The organism is Starkeya sp. ORNL1 (genome assembly GCF_012971745.1).
Taxonomy (GTDB): Bacteria; Pseudomonadota; Alphaproteobacteria; order Rhizobiales; family Xanthobacteraceae; genus Ancylobacter.
Genome location: NZ_CP048834.1, coordinates 546,511 through 567,220, shown reverse-complemented (window position 1 = coordinate 567,220; position 20,710 = coordinate 546,511). Strand labels below are relative to the sequence as shown.

21 protein-coding genes are annotated in these 20,710 nt (G+C 65.8%); 5 read left to right on the top strand and 16 right to left on the bottom strand.

The window, feature by feature from the left end:
* Positions 1-239: 239 nt before the first annotated feature.
* The 3 genes from G3545_RS02770 to G3545_RS02760 form a co-directional block, all read right to left on the bottom strand.
* Positions 240-1,064, bottom strand: coding sequence for a carbohydrate ABC transporter permease (locus G3545_RS02770; RefSeq protein WP_170009627.1), 825 nt, complete (start codon positions 1,062-1,064; stop codon positions 240-242).
* A complete protein-coding gene (locus G3545_RS02765; protein WP_170009625.1) occupies positions 1,061-1,939 on the bottom strand; it encodes a sugar ABC transporter permease in 879 nt (292 codons plus the stop codon). Before G3545_RS02765 ends, G3545_RS02770 begins: the two co-directional genes overlap by 4 nt.
* A gap of 62 nt (positions 1,940-2,001) precedes the next feature.
* Positions 2,002-3,285 (bottom strand): ABC transporter substrate-binding protein, encoded by a 1,284-nt coding sequence (locus G3545_RS02760; protein ID WP_246702847.1) that lies wholly within the window; start codon positions 3,283-3,285, stop codon positions 2,002-2,004.
* Between the two features lie 256 nt (positions 3,286-3,541).
* On the opposite strand from G3545_RS02760, the gene G3545_RS02755 reads away from it, so the two are divergent.
* Entirely contained in the window at positions 3,542-5,533 is a 1,992-nt protein-coding gene (locus G3545_RS02755; RefSeq protein WP_170009623.1) for a PhoX family phosphatase, read from the top strand.
* Positions 5,534-5,645: 112 nt separating this feature from the next.
* Here the strand turns inward: G3545_RS02755 and parC are convergent, their stop codons facing one another.
* Positions 5,646-7,880 (bottom strand): DNA topoisomerase IV subunit A, encoded by a 2,235-nt coding sequence (gene parC, locus G3545_RS02750; RefSeq protein WP_170009621.1) that lies wholly within the window; start codon positions 7,878-7,880, stop codon positions 5,646-5,648.
* 321 nt (positions 7,881-8,201) lie between these two features.
* On the opposite strand from parC, the gene G3545_RS02745 reads away from it, so the two are divergent.
* Positions 8,202-8,498, top strand: a complete 297-nt coding sequence (locus G3545_RS02745; RefSeq protein ID WP_170009619.1) for a hypothetical protein — start codon at positions 8,202-8,204, stop codon at positions 8,496-8,498.
* Positions 8,499-8,506: 8 nt separating this feature from the next.
* Here the strand turns inward: G3545_RS02745 and recO are convergent, their stop codons facing one another.
* The 10 genes from recO to G3545_RS02695 all read right to left on the bottom strand — a co-directional run bounded on the left by recO (position 8,507) and on the right by G3545_RS02695 (position 17,175).
* Positions 8,507-9,247 (bottom strand): DNA repair protein RecO, encoded by a 741-nt coding sequence (gene recO, locus G3545_RS02740; RefSeq protein WP_170009617.1) that lies wholly within the window; start codon positions 9,245-9,247, stop codon positions 8,507-8,509.
* 141 nt (positions 9,248-9,388) lie between these two features.
* A complete protein-coding gene (gene era, locus G3545_RS02735) occupies positions 9,389-10,303 on the bottom strand; it encodes a GTPase Era (RefSeq protein WP_170009615.1) in 915 nt (304 codons plus the stop codon).
* Positions 10,300-11,019 (bottom strand): ribonuclease III, encoded by a 720-nt coding sequence (gene rnc / locus G3545_RS02730; protein WP_170009613.1) that lies wholly within the window; start codon positions 11,017-11,019, stop codon positions 10,300-10,302. Before rnc ends, era begins: the two co-directional genes overlap by 4 nt.
* The gene (gene lepB / locus G3545_RS02725) at positions 11,016-11,768 is read right to left on the bottom strand and encodes a signal peptidase I (RefSeq protein WP_170009611.1); all 753 of its coding nucleotides are present in this window, start codon (positions 11,766-11,768) and stop codon (positions 11,016-11,018) included. Before lepB ends, rnc begins: the two co-directional genes overlap by 4 nt.
* 135 nt (positions 11,769-11,903) lie before the next feature.
* On the bottom strand, positions 11,904-12,314 hold the full coding sequence (gene acpS, locus G3545_RS02720) for a holo-ACP synthase (protein WP_170009609.1): 411 nt from the start codon (positions 12,312-12,314) through the stop codon (positions 11,904-11,906).
* A 9-nt stretch (positions 12,315-12,323) separates the two neighbouring features.
* Complete coding sequence (locus tag G3545_RS02715) at positions 12,324-13,106, bottom strand: pyridoxine 5'-phosphate synthase (protein ID WP_170009607.1); 783 nt, start codon at positions 13,104-13,106, stop codon at positions 12,324-12,326.
* A complete protein-coding gene (pyrE, locus tag G3545_RS02710; RefSeq protein ID WP_170009605.1) occupies positions 13,103-13,696 on the bottom strand; it encodes an orotate phosphoribosyltransferase in 594 nt (197 codons plus the stop codon). The genes G3545_RS02715 and pyrE overlap by 4 nt, the downstream gene beginning before the upstream one ends.
* A gap of 89 nt (positions 13,697-13,785) precedes the next feature.
* On the bottom strand, positions 13,786-14,625 hold the full coding sequence (locus tag G3545_RS02705) for a transglutaminase family protein (protein WP_170009603.1): 840 nt from the start codon (positions 14,623-14,625) through the stop codon (positions 13,786-13,788).
* 68 nt (positions 14,626-14,693) lie between these two features.
* Positions 14,694-14,870, bottom strand: a complete 177-nt coding sequence (locus tag G3545_RS02700; RefSeq protein WP_170009601.1) for a CsbD family protein — start codon at positions 14,868-14,870, stop codon at positions 14,694-14,696.
* 94 nt (positions 14,871-14,964) lie between these two features.
* On the bottom strand, positions 14,965-17,175 hold the full coding sequence (locus G3545_RS02695; RefSeq protein WP_170009599.1) for a bifunctional (p)ppGpp synthetase/guanosine-3',5'-bis(diphosphate) 3'-pyrophosphohydrolase: 2,211 nt from the start codon (positions 17,173-17,175) through the stop codon (positions 14,965-14,967).
* Between the two features lie 194 nt (positions 17,176-17,369).
* On the opposite strand from G3545_RS02695, the gene G3545_RS02690 reads away from it, so the two are divergent.
* Positions 17,370-17,588 carry a hypothetical protein gene (locus tag G3545_RS02690; protein WP_170009597.1) on the top strand — a complete coding sequence of 73 codons (219 nt, stop codon included), beginning with the start codon at positions 17,370-17,372 and terminating at the stop codon, positions 17,586-17,588.
* 103 nt (positions 17,589-17,691) lie between these two features.
* On the opposite strand, the gene rpoZ is transcribed toward G3545_RS02690, so the two are convergent.
* Positions 17,692-18,081 carry a DNA-directed RNA polymerase subunit omega gene (gene rpoZ, locus G3545_RS02685; protein WP_170009595.1) on the bottom strand — a complete coding sequence of 130 codons (390 nt, stop codon included), beginning with the start codon at positions 18,079-18,081 and terminating at the stop codon, positions 17,692-17,694.
* Positions 18,082-18,343: 262 nt separating this feature from the next.
* Here rpoZ and G3545_RS02680 point away from each other — a divergent pair, with 262 nt between their 5' ends.
* Positions 18,344-18,964: an NYN domain-containing protein gene (locus G3545_RS02680; protein ID WP_170009593.1), complete on the top strand. Its 621-nt coding sequence runs from the start codon at positions 18,344-18,346 to the stop codon at positions 18,962-18,964.
* Positions 18,965-18,979: 15 nt separating this feature from the next.
* Entirely contained in the window at positions 18,980-19,642 is a 663-nt protein-coding gene (locus G3545_RS02675; RefSeq protein WP_170009591.1) for a uracil-DNA glycosylase, read from the top strand.
* On the opposite strand, the gene epmA is transcribed toward G3545_RS02675, so the two are convergent.
* Positions 19,639-20,685, bottom strand: coding sequence for an EF-P lysine aminoacylase EpmA (epmA, locus tag G3545_RS02670; RefSeq protein WP_170009589.1), 1,047 nt, complete (start codon positions 20,683-20,685; stop codon positions 19,639-19,641). The genes G3545_RS02675 and epmA overlap by 4 nt on opposite strands.
* Positions 20,686-20,710 lie beyond the last annotated feature (25 nt).

The following is a 20,710-nucleotide window of genomic DNA, read 5'->3' as shown; positions in this document are numbered from 1 at the left end:
TTTCCGCAGCTTCTGGACTGTCCTAGAGCCCTACCCGCCCGGAACCATCCGGCGATAAGATAGTGCTCTAGATTCAATACCCTGGAGCATGTTCTTATCGCAAAAGTCTCCCAACTTTTGCGGAGCATGCTCTAGCGGAACGGATGAGGTCGCGATGAGTTCCGCTCCGAGCGCCGATGTTTTGCCGGCCGCGACGGCTACCGCTCAATAGAGCGGATCGCTGTGCCGTGGTGATACCCTCACCCCTTGATCGCGCCAGCAGTGAGCCCAGCGACGATGCGGTGCTGGAAGGCGAGCACCAGAGCGATGATCGGCAGTGTCACGACGACCGAGGCGGCCATGATCATCCCCCATGGCAACTCGAAGGCGCTCGATCCCGTCATCAGGGCGATCGCCACCGGCACTGTGCGCTGGGCGTCGGTGAGCGTGAATGTCAGGGCGAACAGGAACTCGTTCCAGGCCACCATGAAGGCGAGCAGGCCGGTCGAGACCGTCGCCGGCCCCATCATCGGCAGGAAGATCCGCCACAATATGGTGAGTGTGCCGGCGCCATCGACCATGGCCGCCTCCTCGATCTCCTTCGGCAGGTCGCGCATGAATGCCGTCAGCATCCAGACGGTGAACGGCAGCGTCAGCAACAGGTCGGCGAGGATGAGACCCGGCAGGCGATTATAGAGCCCGAGCGCGCGGATCAGCTCGAACAGGCCGGAAAGCACGGCAACCTGCGGAAACATCGACGCCGCAAGGATCGCCGCAAGCAGCGCGCTCCGCCCGCGGAAGGCAATGCGACCGAAGGCGAAGGCCGCCATCGTGCCGAGCGCGAGGGAGAGGGCAACCACGGCTGCGGCAACGATGACCGAGTTCAGTATGTTGCGGCCGAAGGGCTGCTGCGTGAAGACCGCGGCATAGTTCGACAGCGTGGGGCGCGAGGGCCAATAGGCGACGGTGAATAGCTCGGAGCCGGCACGCAGCGAGGTGACGACGGCATAGAGGAAAGGCAGCAGCGAGAAGGCCGCGATAGCGGCGACCAGCAGCCAGAAGCCGATGCGTTTCGCCAGCCTCATCGCGTCTCCTCCGCGGCGGTGCGCACCCGGTTCGCCGTCAGGCAGGCGACCGTCACCAGGGCGATCGCGAGAAAGACCAGCGTCGCCGCCGCCGAGCCGAGGCCGACCTCCTGGAAATCGACGAGTTGCTGCCGCGCATAGCTCGATATCGTCATGGTGTCGGAGCCGCCGGCGGTCAGCACATAGATCAGGTCGAACATGCGCAGCGCGTCGAGGCTGCGGAAGGCGACGGCGACGAGCAGCGCCGGCCGGATCAGCGGAAGTGTCACTCGCATGAACAGCTCGAGCGGACGCACGCCGTCGAGGCGCGCCGCTTCATAAATGTCGCTCGGCAGCATCTCGAGCGCGGCGAGAATCAGCAGCGCCATGAAGGGCGTCGTTTTCCACACATCGACGATGATGACGGCCCAGAGCGCGGTGCCGGCGTCCGCTGTCCAGGCGACCGGCTCCGCGATCACGCCGAGCCTCATCAGCAGATCGTTCACGATGCCGAACTGGTCGTTGAGCATCCAGCCCCACATGCGCGCCGAGACCACGGTCGGGATCGCCCAGGGGATGAGCACGATGGCACGCAGCATTCCGCGCCCCGGGAAACGGACGGCGAGCACCAGCGCAAAGACGAGGCCGAGCAATGTCTCCAACGAGACCGATATCAGGGCGAACCACAGCGTGTTCCACAATGCGCCCCACCAGACCGGATCTGCGAGCACCCCGTCCCAATCGCCCTCGAAGCGGCCGAGATAATTGGCGAAGCCGACAAAGGCGTAGTGGGAGAAATCGCTCAGTTCGGCATCGGTGAAACTGAACCAGATGGTCCGTGCGAGCGGCCATCCGGCAATGGCGGCGAGCACGATGAGAGCCGGGGCGACCAGCATCCATGCCGCCCGCGCCCGCGATCGGGCGAGCCCACCGCTGCGGGCGGACGTCGCCCCGCCGCTCACCGCCCCCAACCCCGACGCGCCTCTTCGCGACGCAGTGCCTGGGCGAGCCGCTCCAGCGCCGGCGCCGAGTCGAGGGTGCCGGAGAGTACCTGGTGAACGGCGTCGAAGAAGCGCGCCGAAACCTTGTTGTAGCTGGCCTTGGCCACGGCCGAGGGGCGGGCAACCGCCTGTTCGAAGATGGGCCGCAACTGCGCGATGAACGGAGCATCCCGCCGGATATCGGCATCATCGAACAGCGCGGGGATGGTGGGGTTCAACGAGCCGGCGAGCGCGCGGCGCTTCTGTTCCTCGCGTCCCGTCAGATGCATGACGAGGTCGATGGCGAGTTCCCGGTTCGCCGAATAGGCCGAGACCGCCAGCAACTGACCGCCGAGCACGGCGTGCGGCGTGTCCTGCGGCCCTCCGGCCGGAAGCGGCGCAAAGCCGATCCGGTCCTTCACGGTGCTGTCCGCACTCTGGCCCAGCGCCCAGACATAGGGCCAGTTGCGCATGAACAGCGCGTGGCCGGACTGGAACACGCCGCGCGCCTCTTCCTCGGTATAGTTCAGCACGCCGCGCGGACTGACGGTGCCGACAAAGCCGGCCGCGGTGATGAGCGCGTCTTCGGCCGCGGGATTGTCGATGGTGACCTTGCCGGCGTCGTCGATGATGGTGCCCCCTCCGCTGGAGGCGATCCATTCCAGGGCGTTGACGGTCAGTCCCTCATACGCCCTGCCCTGCCAGACATAGCCCCAGAAGCCGGGATCGCCGGCCGCCCGCTGGCGCGCCTGCACCAGCTTTGCGGTCTCGGCGAGCTCGCTGAGGCTCCTCGGCACCGGTCGCCCCGCCGCCTCCAGCAGATCCTTGCGATAATAAAGCAGGCCGACATCGGCGAACCAGGGCATGGCGACCAGGCGCCGGTCGACCGTCGCGCTCTTGATCATGGCCGGGAGATGGTCCGCGGCGTGCGGTCCGGCCGCCTCGGTGAGGTCGACAAGATCGCGCGCCAATATGCCGGGCCAGACGACGTCGATCTGGAACACGTCGATGTCGGGAGCGCGGGCGGCGAGCAGCTGCTGGTAGAGCGCGAGGCGCTCGGTGGCCGAGTTCGGGGCCGAGACGATATGCACCGTATTGCCGGTGCGCTTCGCCCATTCGTCGATGCCCTGCAGGCAGAGCTCGCGCTCCTTGCCTAGTGCGCTGCAGGCGATGGCGAGGTCCGCAGCGCGGGCGGCGCCGTTCAAGCTGATGCCGGTACTGACGGCGACGATGATGAGAAATGCCCCGGTAACACCTCTCACCCTCAAGACCAGCTCTCCTTCCGGCCCGCTTTTTCGCCGCGGGCGACGACGTCCGGCGCGCGCGTCCGAGGGCGCGAGGCCGAATTGCCGCGCGGGGATCGATCATCGGGACATAGGGCCCCGGTGATCGGCTTCAACGCCGGCATCATGCGATGGGAGATATTACCTAGGGGAAGATTGTCATGCTTCTGTCGCTACCCCAACGTCAGGTTAGAACCTGTCCAATCAGTGTAGCTAATCGCGGGAGCAACCAACCATGAGTGATCGTCCGTCGAGCGAAGCCGTGTTCCGCACCAGCCTTCTCGAAGAAGCTGACGGCGAAGGCAGCAATCCGACCGCGAACCCGACGATGGGTGAGATCATTTCCACCCGCTTCTCACGGCGCGGCTTCCTGAAGGGCTCGCTCGCCGTGTCCGCCATTGCCTCCACCGTCGGCCCGGTGGCGCTTCTGAGCGCTGAAAAAGCCAGGGCGGCCAACGGCTCGGCCTTCTCCTTCACCGAGGTCGAGGCCGGCGTCGATCCGCATCACCATGTCGCCGAGGGCTATGACGCCGACGTTCTGCTGCGCTGGGGCGATCCGCTGTTCCCGGATTCGCCCGCCTTCGACCCGACCAAACAGAGCGCCGAGGCGCAGCGCCGCCAGTTCGGCTACAACAACGACTATGTCGGCTTCATCCCGCTCGACGGCTCGGCCGAGCACGGGCTGCTGGTGGTCAACCACGAATACACCAACGAACATCTGATGTTCCCCGGCATCGTCAGCGTTGCCGAGGGCAAGCTCAAGATGGCGCCCGCCGACAGCAAGCGCGTCGATATCGAGATGGCCGCGCATGGCGGCACCATCGTCGAGATCCGCAAGGTGGGCGGCAAATGGCAGGTGGTGAAGGACGGCAAGCTGAACCGTCGCATCACCTCCACCACCGACATGGTGCTGACCGGCCCGGTCGCCGGCCATGAGCGCGTCAAGACCAGCGCCGATCCCACCGGCAGCAAGGTGATCGGCACCCTCAATAATTGCGCCGGCGGCGTGACGCCGTGGGGCACCTACATCATGGCCGAGGAGAATTTCCACGGCTATTTCTCCGGCAAGCTGCCGGAAGGCCACAAGGAAGCCGCCAATTACAAGCGCTACGGCGTGCCGGAAGGCGCCTATGAATGGGCGCGCTTTTATGACCGCTTCGACCTCGCCAAGGAGCCGAACGAGCCGAACCGCTTCGGCTGGATCGTCGAGGTCGATGTGCGCGACCCGAACTCGGTGCCGAAGAAGCGCACCGCGCTCGGCCGCACCAAGCATGAGGGCGCGGAATCGATCGTCGCCAAGGATGGCCGCGTCGTCTTCTATCTCGGCGATGATGAGCGCTTCGACTATGTCTACAAGTTCGTCACGGCGGGCAAATTCAACGCCGCCGACCGCGCCGCCAATATGGACCTGCTCGACCAAGGCACGCTCTATGTCGCGAAGTTCGCCGCGGACGGCACCTTCGCCTGGCTGCCGCTGATCCATGGCGAGGGCCCGCTGACCGCGGCGAACGGCTTCAACAGCCAGGCCGACGTGCTGATCGAGACCCGCCGTGCCGGCGACCTAATCGGCGCCACCAAGATGGACCGCCCCGAGGACATCCAGCCGAACGGTGTCAACGGCAAGGTCTATGTGATGCTGACCAACAATTCGCGTCGCAAGGCCGACCAGACCGACGCAGCCAACCCGCGCGCCGCCAACGCGTTCGGCCACATCATCGAGATCGCCGAAGCCGACGGCGATTTCGCTGCGACCACCGGCAAGTGGGAAGTGCTGCTGAAGTGCGGCGATCCCTCCGTCGCCGCGGTCGGCGCCTCCTTCTCGACCGAGACCACCAAGAATGGCTGGTTCGGCATGCCGGACAATTGCGCCGTCGACGCCGCCGGCCGGCTCTGGGTCGCCACCGACGGCAATAATCCGAAGGACACCGGCCGCACCGACGGCCTCTGGGCGGTCGACGTGGACGGCGAGGCCCGCGCCACCTCGAAGCTGTTCTTCCGCGTGCCGGTCGGCGCCGAACTGTGCGGCCCGCTGTTCACGCCGGACGACAAAAGCGCCTTCGTTGCGGTCCAGCATCCGGGCGACGGCGGCACCGACTGGGCGCCGTTCGGCCGGCCGTCCTACTACGAGGACCTGTCGACCCGCTGGCCGGACTTCAAGAACGACATGCCGGTGCGCCCGGCCGTCGTCGTCATCACCAAGAAGGACGGCGGCAAGATCGGGGTTTGAGGCCCCGCGTCTGCCTCGAACCGTCATGGCCGGGCTTGTCCCGGCCATCCACGGTTGTTCATGCAGCAAGGTCGTGGATGCCCGGGACAAGCCCGGGCATGACCGACTGTCTTCACCCGAACCGATTGTTCCGCGGGAAGCCCTTCGGCGGCAGCCGGCCGGCTCCGGCACGCTCGCCGCGCCATTCGGTAAGGTCGTTCACCGTCCAGGTGCGAGCGGAGGTGTCGGTCCAGGTCAGCCCGTCGGCAAGCGAGAACACCTTCACGTCGGCCAGCCCGCCATCCTTGTAGCGCTGCAGCCTGACGCCGCGGCCGCGGGTCATTTCCGGGATCTGGGTGAGCGGGAACAGCAGCAGCTTGCGGTTATCGCCGATCACCGCGACGGTGTCGCCCATCGCCGGCACCACGGCGCAGGCTTCCTGCGCGTCGACGCCGAGCACCTGCTTGCCCTTGCGGGTATTGGCGATGCAATCATCCTCGGCGACCACGAAGCCACGGCCTTCCTTCGCCGCCACCAGCAGCTTGCGGCCGCCCTGATAGACGAACACCGTAATCAGCTCGGCTTCCTGCTCGAGGTCGATAGAGAGTCGCAACGGCTCGCCATGGCCGCGCCCGCCCGGCAGTTTGGAAGCGTCGAGCGTGTAGAAGCGGCCGTTGGTGGCGAACACCAGAAGCTTCGACGTGGTCTCGGCGAAGAAGGACAGCTTGAGCGCGTCGTCGCCCTTGAAGGCGAGCGTCGACTGATCGGCGACATGGCCCTTGAGCGCGCGGATCCAGCCCTTCTCCGACACTACGACGGTGATCGGCTCACGCTCTATCATCGCTTCGCTCACCGCGTCGGCGTCGTGCGCGGCGGCCTCGCCGAAGCCGGTGCGGCGACGGCCCAGGTCAGTGTCGGGAGCGAAGCGTTTGCGGGTTTCGCCGAGCTCCCAGGCGATGGTCTTCCACTGCCTCGCCTCGGAGCCGAGCAGCTTCTCGATGCCGTCCTTCTCCTTGGAGAGCGCGTCATGCTCCTTGCGGATCTCGAACTCCTCGAGCTTGCGCAAGCTGCGCAGCCGCATATTGAGGATGGCCTCGGCCTGCACATCGGTCAGTTCGAAGCGCGCCATCAGCGCCGGCTTCGGCTCGTCCTCCTCGCGGATGATGCGGATCACCTCGTCGAGATTGAGATAGGCGATCAGATAGCCGCCCAGCACTTCGAGCCGGTGCTCGATCTCGCTCAGGCGATGGCGCGAGCGGCGCAGCAGCACATCGCGGCGATGGTCGAGCCATTCCAGCAGGGCTTCGCCGAGGCTCACCACCTTCGGCACCAGCCCGCCGACCAGCACGTTCATGTTGAGCGGGAAGCGGATCTCAAGCTCGGAAAGCCGGAACAGGCTCTCCATCATCAGCTCGGCATCGACATTGCGCGCCCGCGGCTCCAGCACGAGGCGCACATCCTCGGCGGATTCGTCCCGAACATCGGCCAGCAGCGCCAGCTTCTTCTCGTTCAGCAGTTCGGCGATCTTCTCGACCAGGCGCGACTTCGGCACGCCATAGGGGATTTCGGTGACGACGACGACATAAGTGCCGCGGCCGGTCTCCTCCTTGTGCCAGCGCGCCCGCAGCCGAAAGCCGCCGCGCCCGGTCGCATAGGCGTCGGCGATCTGGTTCGGGCCGTCGATGATGACGCCGCCGGTCGGGAAATCCGGCCCCTTCACGAAGCGCATCAGATCGTCGGTGGTAGCCGAGCGATTATCGATGAGATGCAGGCAGGCATCGATCAGCTCGGCCGCATTGTGCGGCGGGATCGAGGTCGCCATGCCCACCGCGATGCCGGTCGAGCCGTTCGCCAGCAGGTTCGGGAAGGCGGCGGGAAGGACGACCGGCTCCTCGCTCTGGCCGTCATAATTAGGACGGAAGGCGACCGCGTCCTCGTCGATGCCGTCGAGCATCAGGCGCGCGACTTCGGTCATGCGCGCTTCGGTGTAGCGGTGCGCTGCGGCGTTGTCGCCGTCGATATTGCCGAAATTGCCCTGCCCGTCGACCAGCGGATAACGCTGCGAGAAATCCTGCGCGAGGCGCACCAGCGCGTCATAGATCGCCTGGTCGCCGTGCGGATGGAAGGTACCCATCACGTCGCCGACGATCTTCGCCGATTTCTTGAACGCCGTGCCGGGATCGAGCCGCAGCAGCCGCATGCCATAGAGGATGCGCCGGTGCACCGGTTTCAGCCCGTCGCGGGCGTCCGGCAGCGCGCGGTGCATGATGGTGGAGAGCGCATAGGCGAGGTAGCGCTCCTCGAGCGCCGCCTTCAGGCCAACCGGCTCGATCGAGCCGCCATCCGGCGGAATCGGTCTCTCACCCATGATTCTTGTCCATGGTTTTCATGGTTTCTTGGCTACATCGAGAGCGTGACGTGAACAAGTAGCGAACGTCCGTGGTGAGCGTGAATTCTGGCGTCTCGGACGCGGATTAAATCTCTGTAATATTTCGCGCGCGCAAGCTGCGAATCAGCAAATCCGGAGTGCGAAGTTACCACCCTAACGTGTTACTTCGCCGGCATGTCAGTTTGTCTGAATAAGCATTCACGCTTATGGCTGAATTTCGCAACTTCATTCACGTTCGGAACCGAATCCGTCGGTAAAAGTTCTCCCGGTCGGCGACTCAACGCCCCCATGGAGGCTTTCATGCGTAATTTTGTGCTTGCCGCTTTCGGTTCTGCTGCGCTCGGCCTGTTTGCTGCCGGTTCGGCATCTGCCACCCCGCTCGCCGCACCGGGACTGGCCCGTGAAACCGCCGCCCCGCTCGTGCAGGACGTAGCGTGGCGTACCGTCTGCAGGAACCGCACGGTGTGGCGCACCAACCAGTGGGGCAAGCGCACCCGCGTTACCGTCCGCGATTGCGATCGCGTCTGGGCCGGCCCGCGCTACTACCACAATGGCCGCTATTACGGCGACCGTGGCTTCACCGTCCGCATCAACTGACCTCTCGATCATGAGCGTGCGCTGGTGCGTTCGCGTGCCAGCGCAGCCAGGAACGCCGCGCGGGTCTCCGGCATGGAGAGCCCGCGCGGCTCGAAGGCCCGCCGCGCCAGGAAGAAGCCGGTCAGCGCAAAGGCCGCGTCGATCTCCTTGGCACCGGGCAGCTCGGCCACCTCCCCCACCAGGAAATACGGCAGGTCGAGCAATTGGCCGCGCCACGGCTCACCGGCGGAGGCGCTGACCGCCCGGCCCGATTTCGGCGATACATAGAGCAGGTCATTGCGCCCGCCGGTCGCCGCGCATCGGTCGAGCTCCAGCCCGAAGCCGAGTTCCGACAGCATCACCAGCTCGAAGCGCGCCACCATCATGCCGGCGAGCGAGGCCGCGTCGAGCTGCTCCACCATCTCGTCGAACAGCCCGTAGAGTTCCGGATGCGGATCGCGCTCCGGCAGCAGTCGTACCAGCGCCGCCATATGGCCGAGCGCGAAGGCAGCGTGGGCATGGTCCATCAGCCGGTCGGCGCGAGCGCGCGTCACCTCGATGGCATAGCTGCCGAGATGTTCGTCGAGCCGCGCCCGCCACGTCGCCCGCACCGCATTGCCGGGCTGCAGCGACGGCGCGTGACGGCGCGAGGCGCCGCCGCGCACCAGGCCGAGATGCCGGCCATGGGCAGCCGTCAGCAATTCGACGATGGCGTTGCCTTCGCCATGGCGCCGCACGCCGAGAATGACGCCGTCGTCGGTCCACTCCATGTGCAGACCTTGTTGCGGGAGCGCGCTCTAGCGCATTTTCCGCAAAAGTTGAATGACCTTAGCGATTAGAAAAAGCTCCAGGCTATTGAATCCAGAGCACTTTCTTGTCGTTCGGATGATTCCATCCGAACGGAAAGGGCTCTAATCCGCGCCGGGAAAATCGAGCCCCATTTCGCGATAGCGCTCGGGATCGTCCGCCCAATTCTCGCGCACCTTCACGAACAGGAACAGGTGCACCTTGGCCTCAACGATGTCGACGAGTTCCTTGCGCGAGGCAGTCGAGATCGCCTTGATGGTCTCGCCGCCCTTGCCGAGCACGATCTTTCGCTGGCTTTCGCGCTCCACGAAGATGGTCTGCTCGATGCGCACCGAGCCGTCCTTCAACTCCTTCCACGAATCGGTCTCGACCGTGGAACGATAGGGCAGCTCCTCGTGCAGCCGGTGGAACAGTTTCTCGCGAGTGATCTCAGCAGCGAGCATGCGCATCGGTGCATCGGAGATCTGGTCTTCCGGATAGAGCCACGGCCCGGGCGGCACGGTCTCGGCCAGCCAGGCGCGCAGTTCGGCAAGGCCGTCGCCTTCGAGCGCGGAGACCATGAACAGCCGGTCAACGCTGATCTTGGCAGCCACGTCCGCGGCCAAGCCGAGTAGGCTGTCGCGCTTCACCAGGTCGATCTTGTTCAGGAGCACCGCGCGCGGCCGTCGCACCTCGGCGAGGCCGCGCACGATCGCCTCGACCTCCTCCGTGATGCCGGCCCGCGCATCGATCAGCAGCACCACGGCATCGGCATCCCCGGCCCCGCCCCAGGCCGAGCGCACCATCGCCTTCTCCAGCCGCCGCTTCGGCGCGAAGATGCCGGGGGTGTCGACCAGTACGATCTGGCTCACGCCCTCGATGGCGATGCCGCGCACCAGCGAGCGCGTCGTCTGCACCTTGTGCGAGACGATCGAGACCTTGGTGCCGACCAGCGCATTTGTAAGCGTCGACTTGCCCGCATTCGGCGCTCCGATCAGCGCGACGAATCCGCAGCGTGTCTCCGACGTGTCGTCGTTCATGCCTTGACCTGTTCGAGGAAGACGCCCGCCGCCGCCTTTTGCGCGCCCTGCTTCGAGCTGCCGACGCCTTCGACCCGATCATAGCCGGGAATCTCGACGGCGACGCGGAATTCGGGATTGTGGTCCGGCCCCTGCCGTTCCACCACATGATAGACCGGCGGCGGCAAGCCGCGAGCCTGCGCCCATTCCTGCAAGGCGGTCTTGGCGTCGCGGACCAGCCCCTTGAGAGCGGCGAAGCGCGGGCGCCAGAAGCGTTCCACCATCTCCGCCGCCGCGGGATATCCGGCGTCGAGATACACCGCCGCCAGCACCGCCTCGGCGATATCGGCCAGGATGGTCGGCCGCTGATGGCCGCCGGAGCGTGCCTCGCCGGCGCCGAGCCGGATGAAGGGTCCGAGCCCCATCGCCAGCCCGACCTCGGCGCACGCCTCCTCGCAGACCAGCTCGGCGAGCCGGCGTGACAGGTCGCCCTCGTCGGCCTGCGGAAAGGCCCGATAGAGCATGTCGGAAACCACCATGCCGAGCACATGGTCGCCGAGGAACTCCAGCCGCTGGTAGCTTTTCAACCGCGCCGCCGGCCCGGTGAGCGCGGTGATGGCGCTGATATGGGTCAGAGCGAGCGCAAGATGGCCGCGATCGGCAAAGACATGCCCGAGTTGTTCCTCGAGCTCGGAATAGTCGCCGTCGCCGGCCGCCCGCTTGCTGCCTTTGCTCATCGCACCAAAGAGAACAGTCGATCCCAGCGCACCGTCCAGGGCCACTTCCAGAACTGCCAGGCCGCCTCGCCTTCCTTCACCGAGAAGAACAGCACCTGTGCCCGGCCGATCAGGTTCTCATAGGGCACATAGCCAACCTGGCTCAGGACGCGGCTGTCGGTGGAATTGTCGCGATTGTCGCCCATCATGAAATAATGGCCGGGCGGCACGTTGTAGACCGGCGTGTTGTCGTAGAAGCCGTTATCCACAAGGTCGAGCGTGTGGTAGCTCACGCCGTTCGGCAGCGTCTCGGTCCACACCTTGACGGTTTGCGACTGCCCGCCGCCCTCGTCATCGACCCAGGTGCCGGCCGGCTCGCGCTTCACCGCCTGGCCATTGATGTGCAGCACGCCGCCAATCATCTGGATCTGGTCGCCCGGCAGGCCGATTACGCGCTTGATGTAATCCGTGGTTTCGTCGCGCGGCAGCTTGAACACCACCACGTCGCCACGCTCCGGCGTCGAGCCGAAGATGCGGCCGCTGAACAGCGGCGGCGAGAAGGGCAGCGAGAACCGGCTATAGCCATAGCTGAATTTCGAGACGAACAGATAGTCGCCGACCAGCAGCGTCTCCTTCATCGAGCCCGACGGTATATTGAAGGGCTGGAACAGGAAGGTGCGGATGACGATGGCAATGAGGAAGGCGTGGATGATGACGCGGACGGTTTCGCCGACGCCGCCTTCCTTCTTCGGTTCGGTGGTCGAGGTCATGGAGTGTTCCGATGGGACGCCGCGCACGGCCGGACGGCCTCCGAAGCAGGGCCGGAGGGCTCTATAGCGGCTCGGCACGCCTGCGGCAACGCGTCGGGTTGCGTTGAATTCACGATCACCGGAGCTATCCTTGCGTCATTCCGCATTGGTTTTCGGCACCGCGCTGATGATGACGAAGGCCTGCGCCAGCGGGCCGTCATCGGTAATGGTGAGATCGATCCGGGCCTCATAGCCGGGTGGCGTCATCGCGGCGAGCCGTTCGCCCGCCCCGCCGGTGAGCTGCATGGTCGGCCGCCCGGACGGCAGATTGACCACGCCCATGTCGCGCCAGAACACCCCCTGCGCCAACCCGGTGCCGAGCGCCTTGGCGCAGGCCTCCTTGGCGGCGAAGCGCTTGGCATAGCTCTCCGCGCGGCGGGCGCGACGGTCGGACTTGGCGCGCTCGGTCGGCGTGAACACCCGATCGAGGAAGCGCTCGCCATGGCGCTCCAGCGCCTGTGCGATGCGGCGGGCGTCCGTGATGTCCGAGCCGATGCCGAGGATCATGCTGTCGCCTTATACCACCGCGCCGGTGCGCAAAGCCGCACGGCCCCGCGCCATCGCCTCGCGCATGCGGCGGATCGAGGTCTCCAGCCCCTCGAAGATCGCCTCGCCAATGAGGAAGTGGCCGATATTGAGCTCGCGTACCTCGCCGAAGGCGGAAATAGTCTCGGCGCTGGCAAAGTCGAGCCCATGCCCCGCATGGACCTCCAGCCCGAGCGAGGCTGCCTGGGTCGCCGCGGCGCGCAGCCGGCCAAGCTCGGCATCGGCCTCCACGCGGTGACCGGCCGCCAGCGCCTCGCACCAGGTGCCGGTGTGCAGTTCGACCACCGCGGCGCCAATGCCCGCGGATGCGGCGATCTGCCGGGGATCGGGGGCGACGAACAGCGAGACGCGGATGCCCGTCCTGCCCAGCGCCCCGACCTTGTGCGCGAGCGCCGCACCACCGGCAATGACGTCGAGCCCGCCTTCCGTGGTGCGCTCCTCGCGCCGCTCCGGCACCAGGCAGCAGGCGTGCGGCGCGATGTCGAGGGCGATGGCGACCATCTCCTCGGTTGCCGCCGTCTCGAAATTCAGCGGCACCGACAATTCTGCCTTGAGGCGGCGCATGTCGTCGTCGCGAATATGGCGGCGATCCTCGCGCAGATGCGCCGTGATGCCGTCCGCACCGGCGGAGACCGCCAGCAGCGCCGCCCGAACCGGATCGGGGAGCGCGCCGCCGCGGGCATTGCGCACCGTCGCAACGTGATCGACATTCACGCCGAGCCGGATCGGCAGCACCGCGGCAACTGCGTTCACGCCTTCACCCCCTGAATGCCACGGCTGCCTGGCTTCACCGCCGGCAGCGCGGCGAGTTCGGGCGGCAGAGCATCGGCGGGATAGGTCGGGATGTCGAGCGTCGCCAACGCCACCAGCGGCACGCCGAGATCGGCCTTGCCATTGGAACGGTCGATCAGGCAGGCGGCGCCGACCACATGGCCGGGATACTCGGCGATGGCCGCAAGACACTCGCGCGAGGACAGGCCAGTGGTGATGATGTCTTCCACCATCAGCACCCGCGCGCCCTCGGGAATGACGAAGCCGCGTCGCAGCGCGAACTTGCCGTCCTCGCGCTCGACGAACACCGCCTTCGCGCCGAGCTGGCGGGCAGTCTCGTAGCCCGGCACGATGCCGCCGACCGCGGGCGAGACCACATAGTCGATGGTGCCGAACGTGGCCCGCGCCTTCTCGGCGAGTGCGCGGCACAGCCGCTCGGTGCGCACCGGATCCATGAAGACGAACATCTTCTGGAGGAAAATCGGGCTGCGCAGCCCCGAGGTCAGAATGAAATGGCCTTCGAGCAGCGCGCCGGCGGCGCGGAATTCGCCCAGAACTTCGTCGTGCGTCATGTCAGCGACCCGTTGCGGAAATCGGACGAGGTGATAGCCGATCCCGCGGGCGCCGTCACGAAGCTGTCGCAGCTTGAAACCGCCTCACCCTATTCGGCGGCGACGGCGGCGCCCGATGCCTCGGCGGTGACCTCGTCGGTCCACACCTCGAATCCGGCGAGCACGTGCTGGCCGAAGGTGTGGACGATGGCGACGTCGGTGGCGTCGCGCCCGCGCGCCATCACGACGCGGCCGATGCGCGGCTTGTTATGGCGCGCATCGAAGCTGTACCAGCGCCCGCCGAGATAGACCTCGAACCAGGCCGAGAAATCCATCGGCGCCGGATCGCGCGGCACGCCGATATCGCCGAGATAGCCGGTGCAATAGCGCGCCGGGATGTTCATCGCCCGGCAGAAGGCGATGGAGAGATGGGCGAAGTCGCGGCACACGCCGTGCCGCTCCTGATAGGCCCGGGCTGCCGAACGTGTGGCGTCGGCGAGCTGATAGTCGAAGCTGATGTGGTCGTGGACGAAATCGACGATCGCCTGCACCCGCGACCAGCCCTCCGGCACATGGCCGAACAAGCGCCACGCCTCCGCGCTCAGCACGTCGGTCTCGCAATAGCGGCTACCCAGCAGGTAGGGCATCGCCTCGACCGGCAGCTTGTCGACCGGCGTCTGCTCCGCGGCGAAATTGACGGTGTCGGGTGCACCGCTGTCGTCGATCAGCCCGTCGCGCTCGATGGTGATGCGCCCGGCGGGCAGCATGGCGCGACGAATAATATTGCCGAACGCGTCGGTCATGGCGACGACGGGAACGTTCGGGCGCAGCACGAGCGGCGACTGGGCAATGACGTCGCGCGCCCGGTCGGGGTGGACGTCGAGTGCAAAGGTGGCGGGGGTCGGCACCGCGCAATCAAGCGCGATGCGAAAGCCGAAGCGGATTCGCATCGGATCGTCCTCATGATCTGACGGGGGCTCCGCCTATGGCGGCGGATGGGCCAACGCGGGACGACCCGTTATGCGACGCCCTTCACGCCCGAGCGGACGCGGACACAGGCGAGCGCGGCGCGGCCAGACAATTGCTGGACCTTGCCGTGCGCCTCGAGAGAGCCGTCATGCACCAGGCGACCGAGGAATTCCCTGGCCTTGCCGGCAGCGATCTTGAGCACGCCGCGAAGCTGTTCCGTCTGCATGGCCGCTTCTCCCCTGTTGTGTGACAGGACAAACGCGGAACCTCGAAGCCGGTTCCTTTGCGTACGACGGAAATCCCGGCTTGGGGAATATGTTCTAGCCGTTCACCCGCTCGACGCTGGAGACCACCGGCCGCGAGCGCAGATCGGCGATGATGCCGTTGAGGTGGCGCAGGTCGTAGACCTCGACATCGATGACGATGCGGGTGAAGTCGGCCGAGCGTGACGACATGCGGACATTGTCGATATTGCCGTCGCGCTCGCCGATCACCTGGGCGATCTGGGCGAGCGAGCCCGGCTCATTGGTGGCCACCACCACGATCTGCACCGGGAAGCGGTGCGGGTCGTCCTCGTCAATATCCCAGCGCACATCGAGCCAGCGCTCCGGCTCTTCCTCGAAATCCTGCAGCGCCGGCGACTGGATCGGATAGATGGTGATGCCTTCGCCGGGCGATAGGATGCCGACGATACGGTCGCCCGGCACGGCACCGCCATTCGGCGCGAAGCGCACCGGCAATTCGCTGTTGATGCCGCGGATCGGGATCGCGGTCCTGGGGTCCGGATCGGCCTCGATGCCGGGGATCTTGAACTTGAGGCTCTGGCCGCCCTTCAGCTCGAACCAGCCTTCGCCCTTGGGGGTCCCTGCCCGCTCCTCCGGCGCGCGCGGACCGGTCCATTCCGGGTGCATCGCCTTCACCACGTCGTCGGCGCGCATCTCGCCGCGGCCAACCGCGGCATAGACGTCGTCGAGCGAGGCGCGGGCCAGCCGCCCCAGCGCCCCGGACAGCTTCTCCTCGGAGAAGCCCTTACCGGCACGGGCGAAGGCGCGCTCGACGATCTTGCGGCCAAGGCCGGCATATTGCGCACGCACCGCCGCACGGGTGGCGCGGCGTATCGCGGCGCGCGCCTTGCCGGTGACAACGATGGATTCCCACGCGGCGGGCGGCGACTGGGTCTTGGAGGTGATGACCTCAACCTCGTCGCCATTGTGCAGTTCGGAGACCAGCGGCGAGACCTTGCCGTTGATCTTGGCACCGACCGCCATATTGCCGACGTCGGTGTGCACCGCATAGGCGAAATCGATCGGCGTCGCCCGGCGCGGCAGGGTGATGAGCCGCCCCTTGGGGGTAAAGCAGAACACCTGGTCGTGGAAAAGTTCGAGCTTGGTGTGCTCCAGGAACTCCTCGGGACTGGAGCCTTCCGCCAGCAATTCGATGGTGCGGCGGAGCCAGCCATAGGCGCTGGAATCCCGTGTCAGCAGGTCCTCGCCTGCCCCGCCATCCTTGTACAACGCATGCGCGGCGATGCCGTACTCGGCGATCTCGTGCATCTTGCGGGTACGGATCTGCAGTTCGACGCGCTGCCGGCCGGGGCCGACCACGGTGGTATGGATCGAGCGGTAGTCGTTCTGCTTCGGCGTCGAGACGTAGTCCTTGAAGCGGCCCGGCACGAGCGGCCACTTGGTGTGGACCACGCCGAGCGCGGCGTAGCACTCCTCCACGCTCTCGACGAACACCCGGAAGCCGTAAATGTCGGAGAGCTGCTCGAACGCGACCGACTTGCGCTCCATCTTGCGCCAGATCGAATAGGGGCGCTTTTCGCGGCCCTTCACCTTGGCGGCGATGCCCTTGTTGGTGAAGGCGTCGGAGAGTTCGCGCTCGATGGCCACGACCAGCTCGCCATTCTTCTCCTTCAGCGCCTGGAGGCGCGAGCGGATCGATTCATAGGCCTCCGGCGAGAGCTGGCGGAACGACAGGTCCTCCAGTTCCTCGCGCATGTCGTGCATGCCCATGCGCCCGGCGAGCGGGGCATAGATGTCCAGCGTCTCCTCGGCGACGCGGTTGCGCTTCTCCTGCGGCACCCATTTGAGCGTGCGCATGTTGTGCAGCCGGTCGGCGAGCTTGACCAGCAGCACGCGCACGTCATCGGCGATGGCGAGCAACAGCTTGCGCAGGTTCTCCGCCTGCTTGGCCTGCTTGGAGACCAGGTCAAGTTTCTTGATCTTGGTGAGACCCTCGACCAGCGCGCCGATCTGCGGGCCGAACAGCCGGTCGATCTCGTCGCGAGTCGCCCCGGTGTCCTCGATGGTGTCGTGCAGCAAAGCCGCGACGATGGTGGCGTCATCGAGCTTCAGGTCGGTGAGAATCGCCGCCACTTCAAGCGGGTGCGAGAAGTACGGATCACCGGAGGCGCGCGTCTGCGTGCCGTGCGCACGCATGGCATAGACATAGGCGCGATCGAGGAGCGCCTCGTCGGTGTGGGGATTGTACCGGCGCACGCGCTCGACGAGCTCGTACTGCCGCATCATGACAGCTTAACCCGTGAGAGGACCGGTAGTTTCGACGACCGGGAATCTAGATATCGCCATCACTCGGAGGCGATGCAAGCACGGAAAACGGCAGGCCGGAGAAATTGGACAACGACAGGTAGAAATCAGCTTATAAGCGTGCTATCAATTTCGAAATAAATTAATAACAAAGACGCTCACTGAGGAGGCTTGGGATGGACGACATCCTGCCATGGATCGGCTATCTGGCAGCTTATGTCCTGGGTGGTCTCGCCGGGTTTTTCGGAGCCGCCATGTTCTGCGGCTCGGCCCAATCCGCGCTCCGCGCCGAGAACGAGGAACTGCGCGAAAAGCTGAAGACGCTCGAAGACGAGCGCCTGCCCGAAGCTCAGCAAGCCGGACATTATGGCTGCTCGGAAGGACTCGCGGCCTGAGCCGAGCCTACTTTTCCCCGTCTGCCGCCCAAATGAAAACGCGACCGGCGCTTGCTGGCGACCGGTCGCGGCATCTGTCGTAACGGGCTCGATCCCGAAAGAATCAACCCTCGTCGTCGTCGCTCGGCTCGGGCGGCACCAAGCCCTGAAGGCCGGCGAGCAGCTCTTCCTCGGTCATGCGGTCGAGCATGACGTCCGAATCGTCCGTGCTGCCTTCCACGCTGGAAGCGATCATCGGCACGGTTTCGGGCTCGGGCTCGTCGACCTCGGTGAACTTCTGGAGCGAATGGATGAGGTCTTCCTTGAGGTCTTCCGGCGAGATGGTCTCGTCGGCGATCTCGCGGAGCGCGACAACCGGATTCTTGTCGTTATCGCGGTCGACGGTGATCGGCGCGCCGGACGAGATCATGCGGGCGCGATGCCCGGCAAGAAGAACGAGCTCGAAGCGGTTGTCGACCTTGTCGATGCAGTCCTCGACGGTGACACGGGCCATGCCTCGGCACTCCTGTCGGTGATTTCGGGAAGCTGCTGGCTTTATCCGAACGCAGCGAGAAGAGCAAGCGCCGTGCGTCACCGGGCTGTCGTATGCCCGTCATGCACAGGTGCGGCGCCGGCTCAGGAACATGCCATGTTCCGGCTCAGCATCCGCCTTGCACCCGCCACAAAGTCGCGGTGTCTAAAGCTCTTGAACTACAGCTTGGGCGAACCCAGCTGATACGTCGCTTTTCGACGGACTTCACAAGGTATTGCGTCAAATGGCTACGAACATGGAAAAGATCGCACTATTTATCGACGGCGCTAATCTTTATTCCGCCACCAAATCGCTCGGCTTCGACATTGATTATAAGCGGCTCCTGAAAGAATTCCAGGGGCGTGGTTATGTTCTCCGGGCCTTCTATTATACGACTCTGATCGAGGATACCGAGTATTCGTCGATCCGGCCGCTGCTCGACTGGCTCGACTACAACGGATACTCGGTCGTCACCAAACCGGCGCGGGAATTCACCGATAGCCAGGGACGCCGCCGGGTGCGCGGCAATATGGACATCGAGCTGGCGGTGAACGCCATGGAGCTCGCCGGCCATGTCGATCACATCGTGATTTTCTCCGGCGACGGCGATTTCCGCTCGCTGGTCGAGGCGATCCAGCGCAAGGGCGTGCGGGTCAGCGTGGTCTCCACCGTCCACACCCAGCCGCCGATGATCTCGGACGACCTGCGCCGGCAGGCGGACGCCTTCATCGATCTCGTTGAATTGCAGGCCAAGATCGGCCGCGACCCCGGCGAGCGCTCGAACCGCATGCAGGAGACGCCGCGCTTCCTGGAACGCCGGGGCCCTGCCCCGTCGGGCACCGCCGACGAATTCTCCGAAACCTGATCGCGGGCGGTCCTCATGTTCGCTGCCGACGCTGGTCCCGTTGCGGGCGCCGGCACCGAGCCGACGCGCGACTGCCCGCGCTGCCCGCGGCTCGTGGCCTTCCGCGAGCAATGGCGTGCCGTCGAGCATGACTGGCACAATGCGCCGGTGCCGTCCTTCGGTAACGCGGATGCGCGCCTGCTGATCGTCGGCCTCGCGCCCGGCTTGCGCGGCGCCAACCGCACCGGCCGGCCGTTCACCGGTGACTATGCCGGCGACCTGCTCTATTCGACGCTGATCCAATACGGCTTTGCCGATGGCCACTTCGAAGCGCGGGCGGACGATAGTCTGCGCCTCATCGGCACCCGCATCACCAATGCAGTGCGTTGCGTGCCGCCGGAGAACAAGCCGACCACCGACGAGATGAAGACCTGCCGGCCGTTCCTACACGCCACCATAGCCGGCATGCTACAGCTGCAAGCGATAGTTGCACTTGGAAAGATTGCGCACGATCAGGTGCTGGCGGCACATGGCGAGAGGCTGTCGCGGTTCAAGTTTGCACACGGCGCGGCGCACGAGATCGGCGGGCTCCGGCTTTTCGACAGCTACCATTGCTCCCGCTACAACACGAACACCGGCGTGCTGACGCCGGCGATGTTCCACACGGTGTTTGCCGCGGTGAAGGCGCATCTCGCTTAAGGCGCCACCGGCGCCCAAAGCACCTGCTCGATCCGGCTTGCACCGGTCGCCAGCATGACGAGGCGGTCGAGCCCGAGCGCGATGCCGGAAGCCTCCGGCATCGATTCCAGCGCGGTGAGGAACTCCTCGTCGATCGGGTAGCGCTCGCCATAAATGCGCTGCTTCTCGCCCATCCAGGCGAGGAAACGGCGGCGCTGCTCGGCGGCGTCGGTCAGTTCGCCGAACGCGTTCGCCAACTCGACACCGCAGACATAGAGCTCGAAACGCTCGGCAAAGCGCGGATCGCCGGGCTTCGGCCGCGCCAGCGCGGCCTCCGAGATCGGGTATTCGGTGAGGATCGTCGCCCGGCCGATGCCGAGGAACGGCTCGATCTTCTCCACCATCACCCGGGTGAAAACGTCGGCCCAGACGTCGTCCGGCGCCACCCGGATGCCCGCAGCGCTTGCGGCACGCCACAGCACGTCGCGATCGGTCCGGCCATCCGGGCCTAGGCTCGCCGCAAGATCGATGCTGGCATAACGTTCGAAAGCCTGCGTGACCGTCAGCCGCTCCGGCTCCGCGAACGGATCAGCAGCCAGATCGCGAAACCGGAACATGCGAGTTCCCACCGCTTCGGCAGCGGCGCGCAGCAAGGCGGAGCAGTCCGCCATCAGCGCGTCATAGGTCTCGCTCGCCCGATACCATTCCAGCATGGTGAATTCGGGATGGTGCAATCCGGTCCGCTCGCCATTGCGGAACACGCGGGCGAGCACGAACAGCCGCTCCTCCCCCGCCGCCAGCAGTTTCTTGGCGGTGAATTCCGGCGAGGTGTGAAGATAGCGCGGCTGCGCCGTGCCATCGGGCGCGATCAGCGAGGTCGCGAAGGCATGCAGATGCGTCTCGTTGCCGGGCGAGACCTGGAGAATGGGCGTCTCCGCCTCGACAAACCCCTGTCCCGTGAAGAAATCCCGCACCGCCGCAGTGATGCGCCCCCGTGCCAGCAGGAAGGGCCGGCGGTCGGCATATTGACCGGGATCCCACCAGGGCGAGGCTGGAACGTTCATTCTGCTTCACTCGCAACATCGAGGC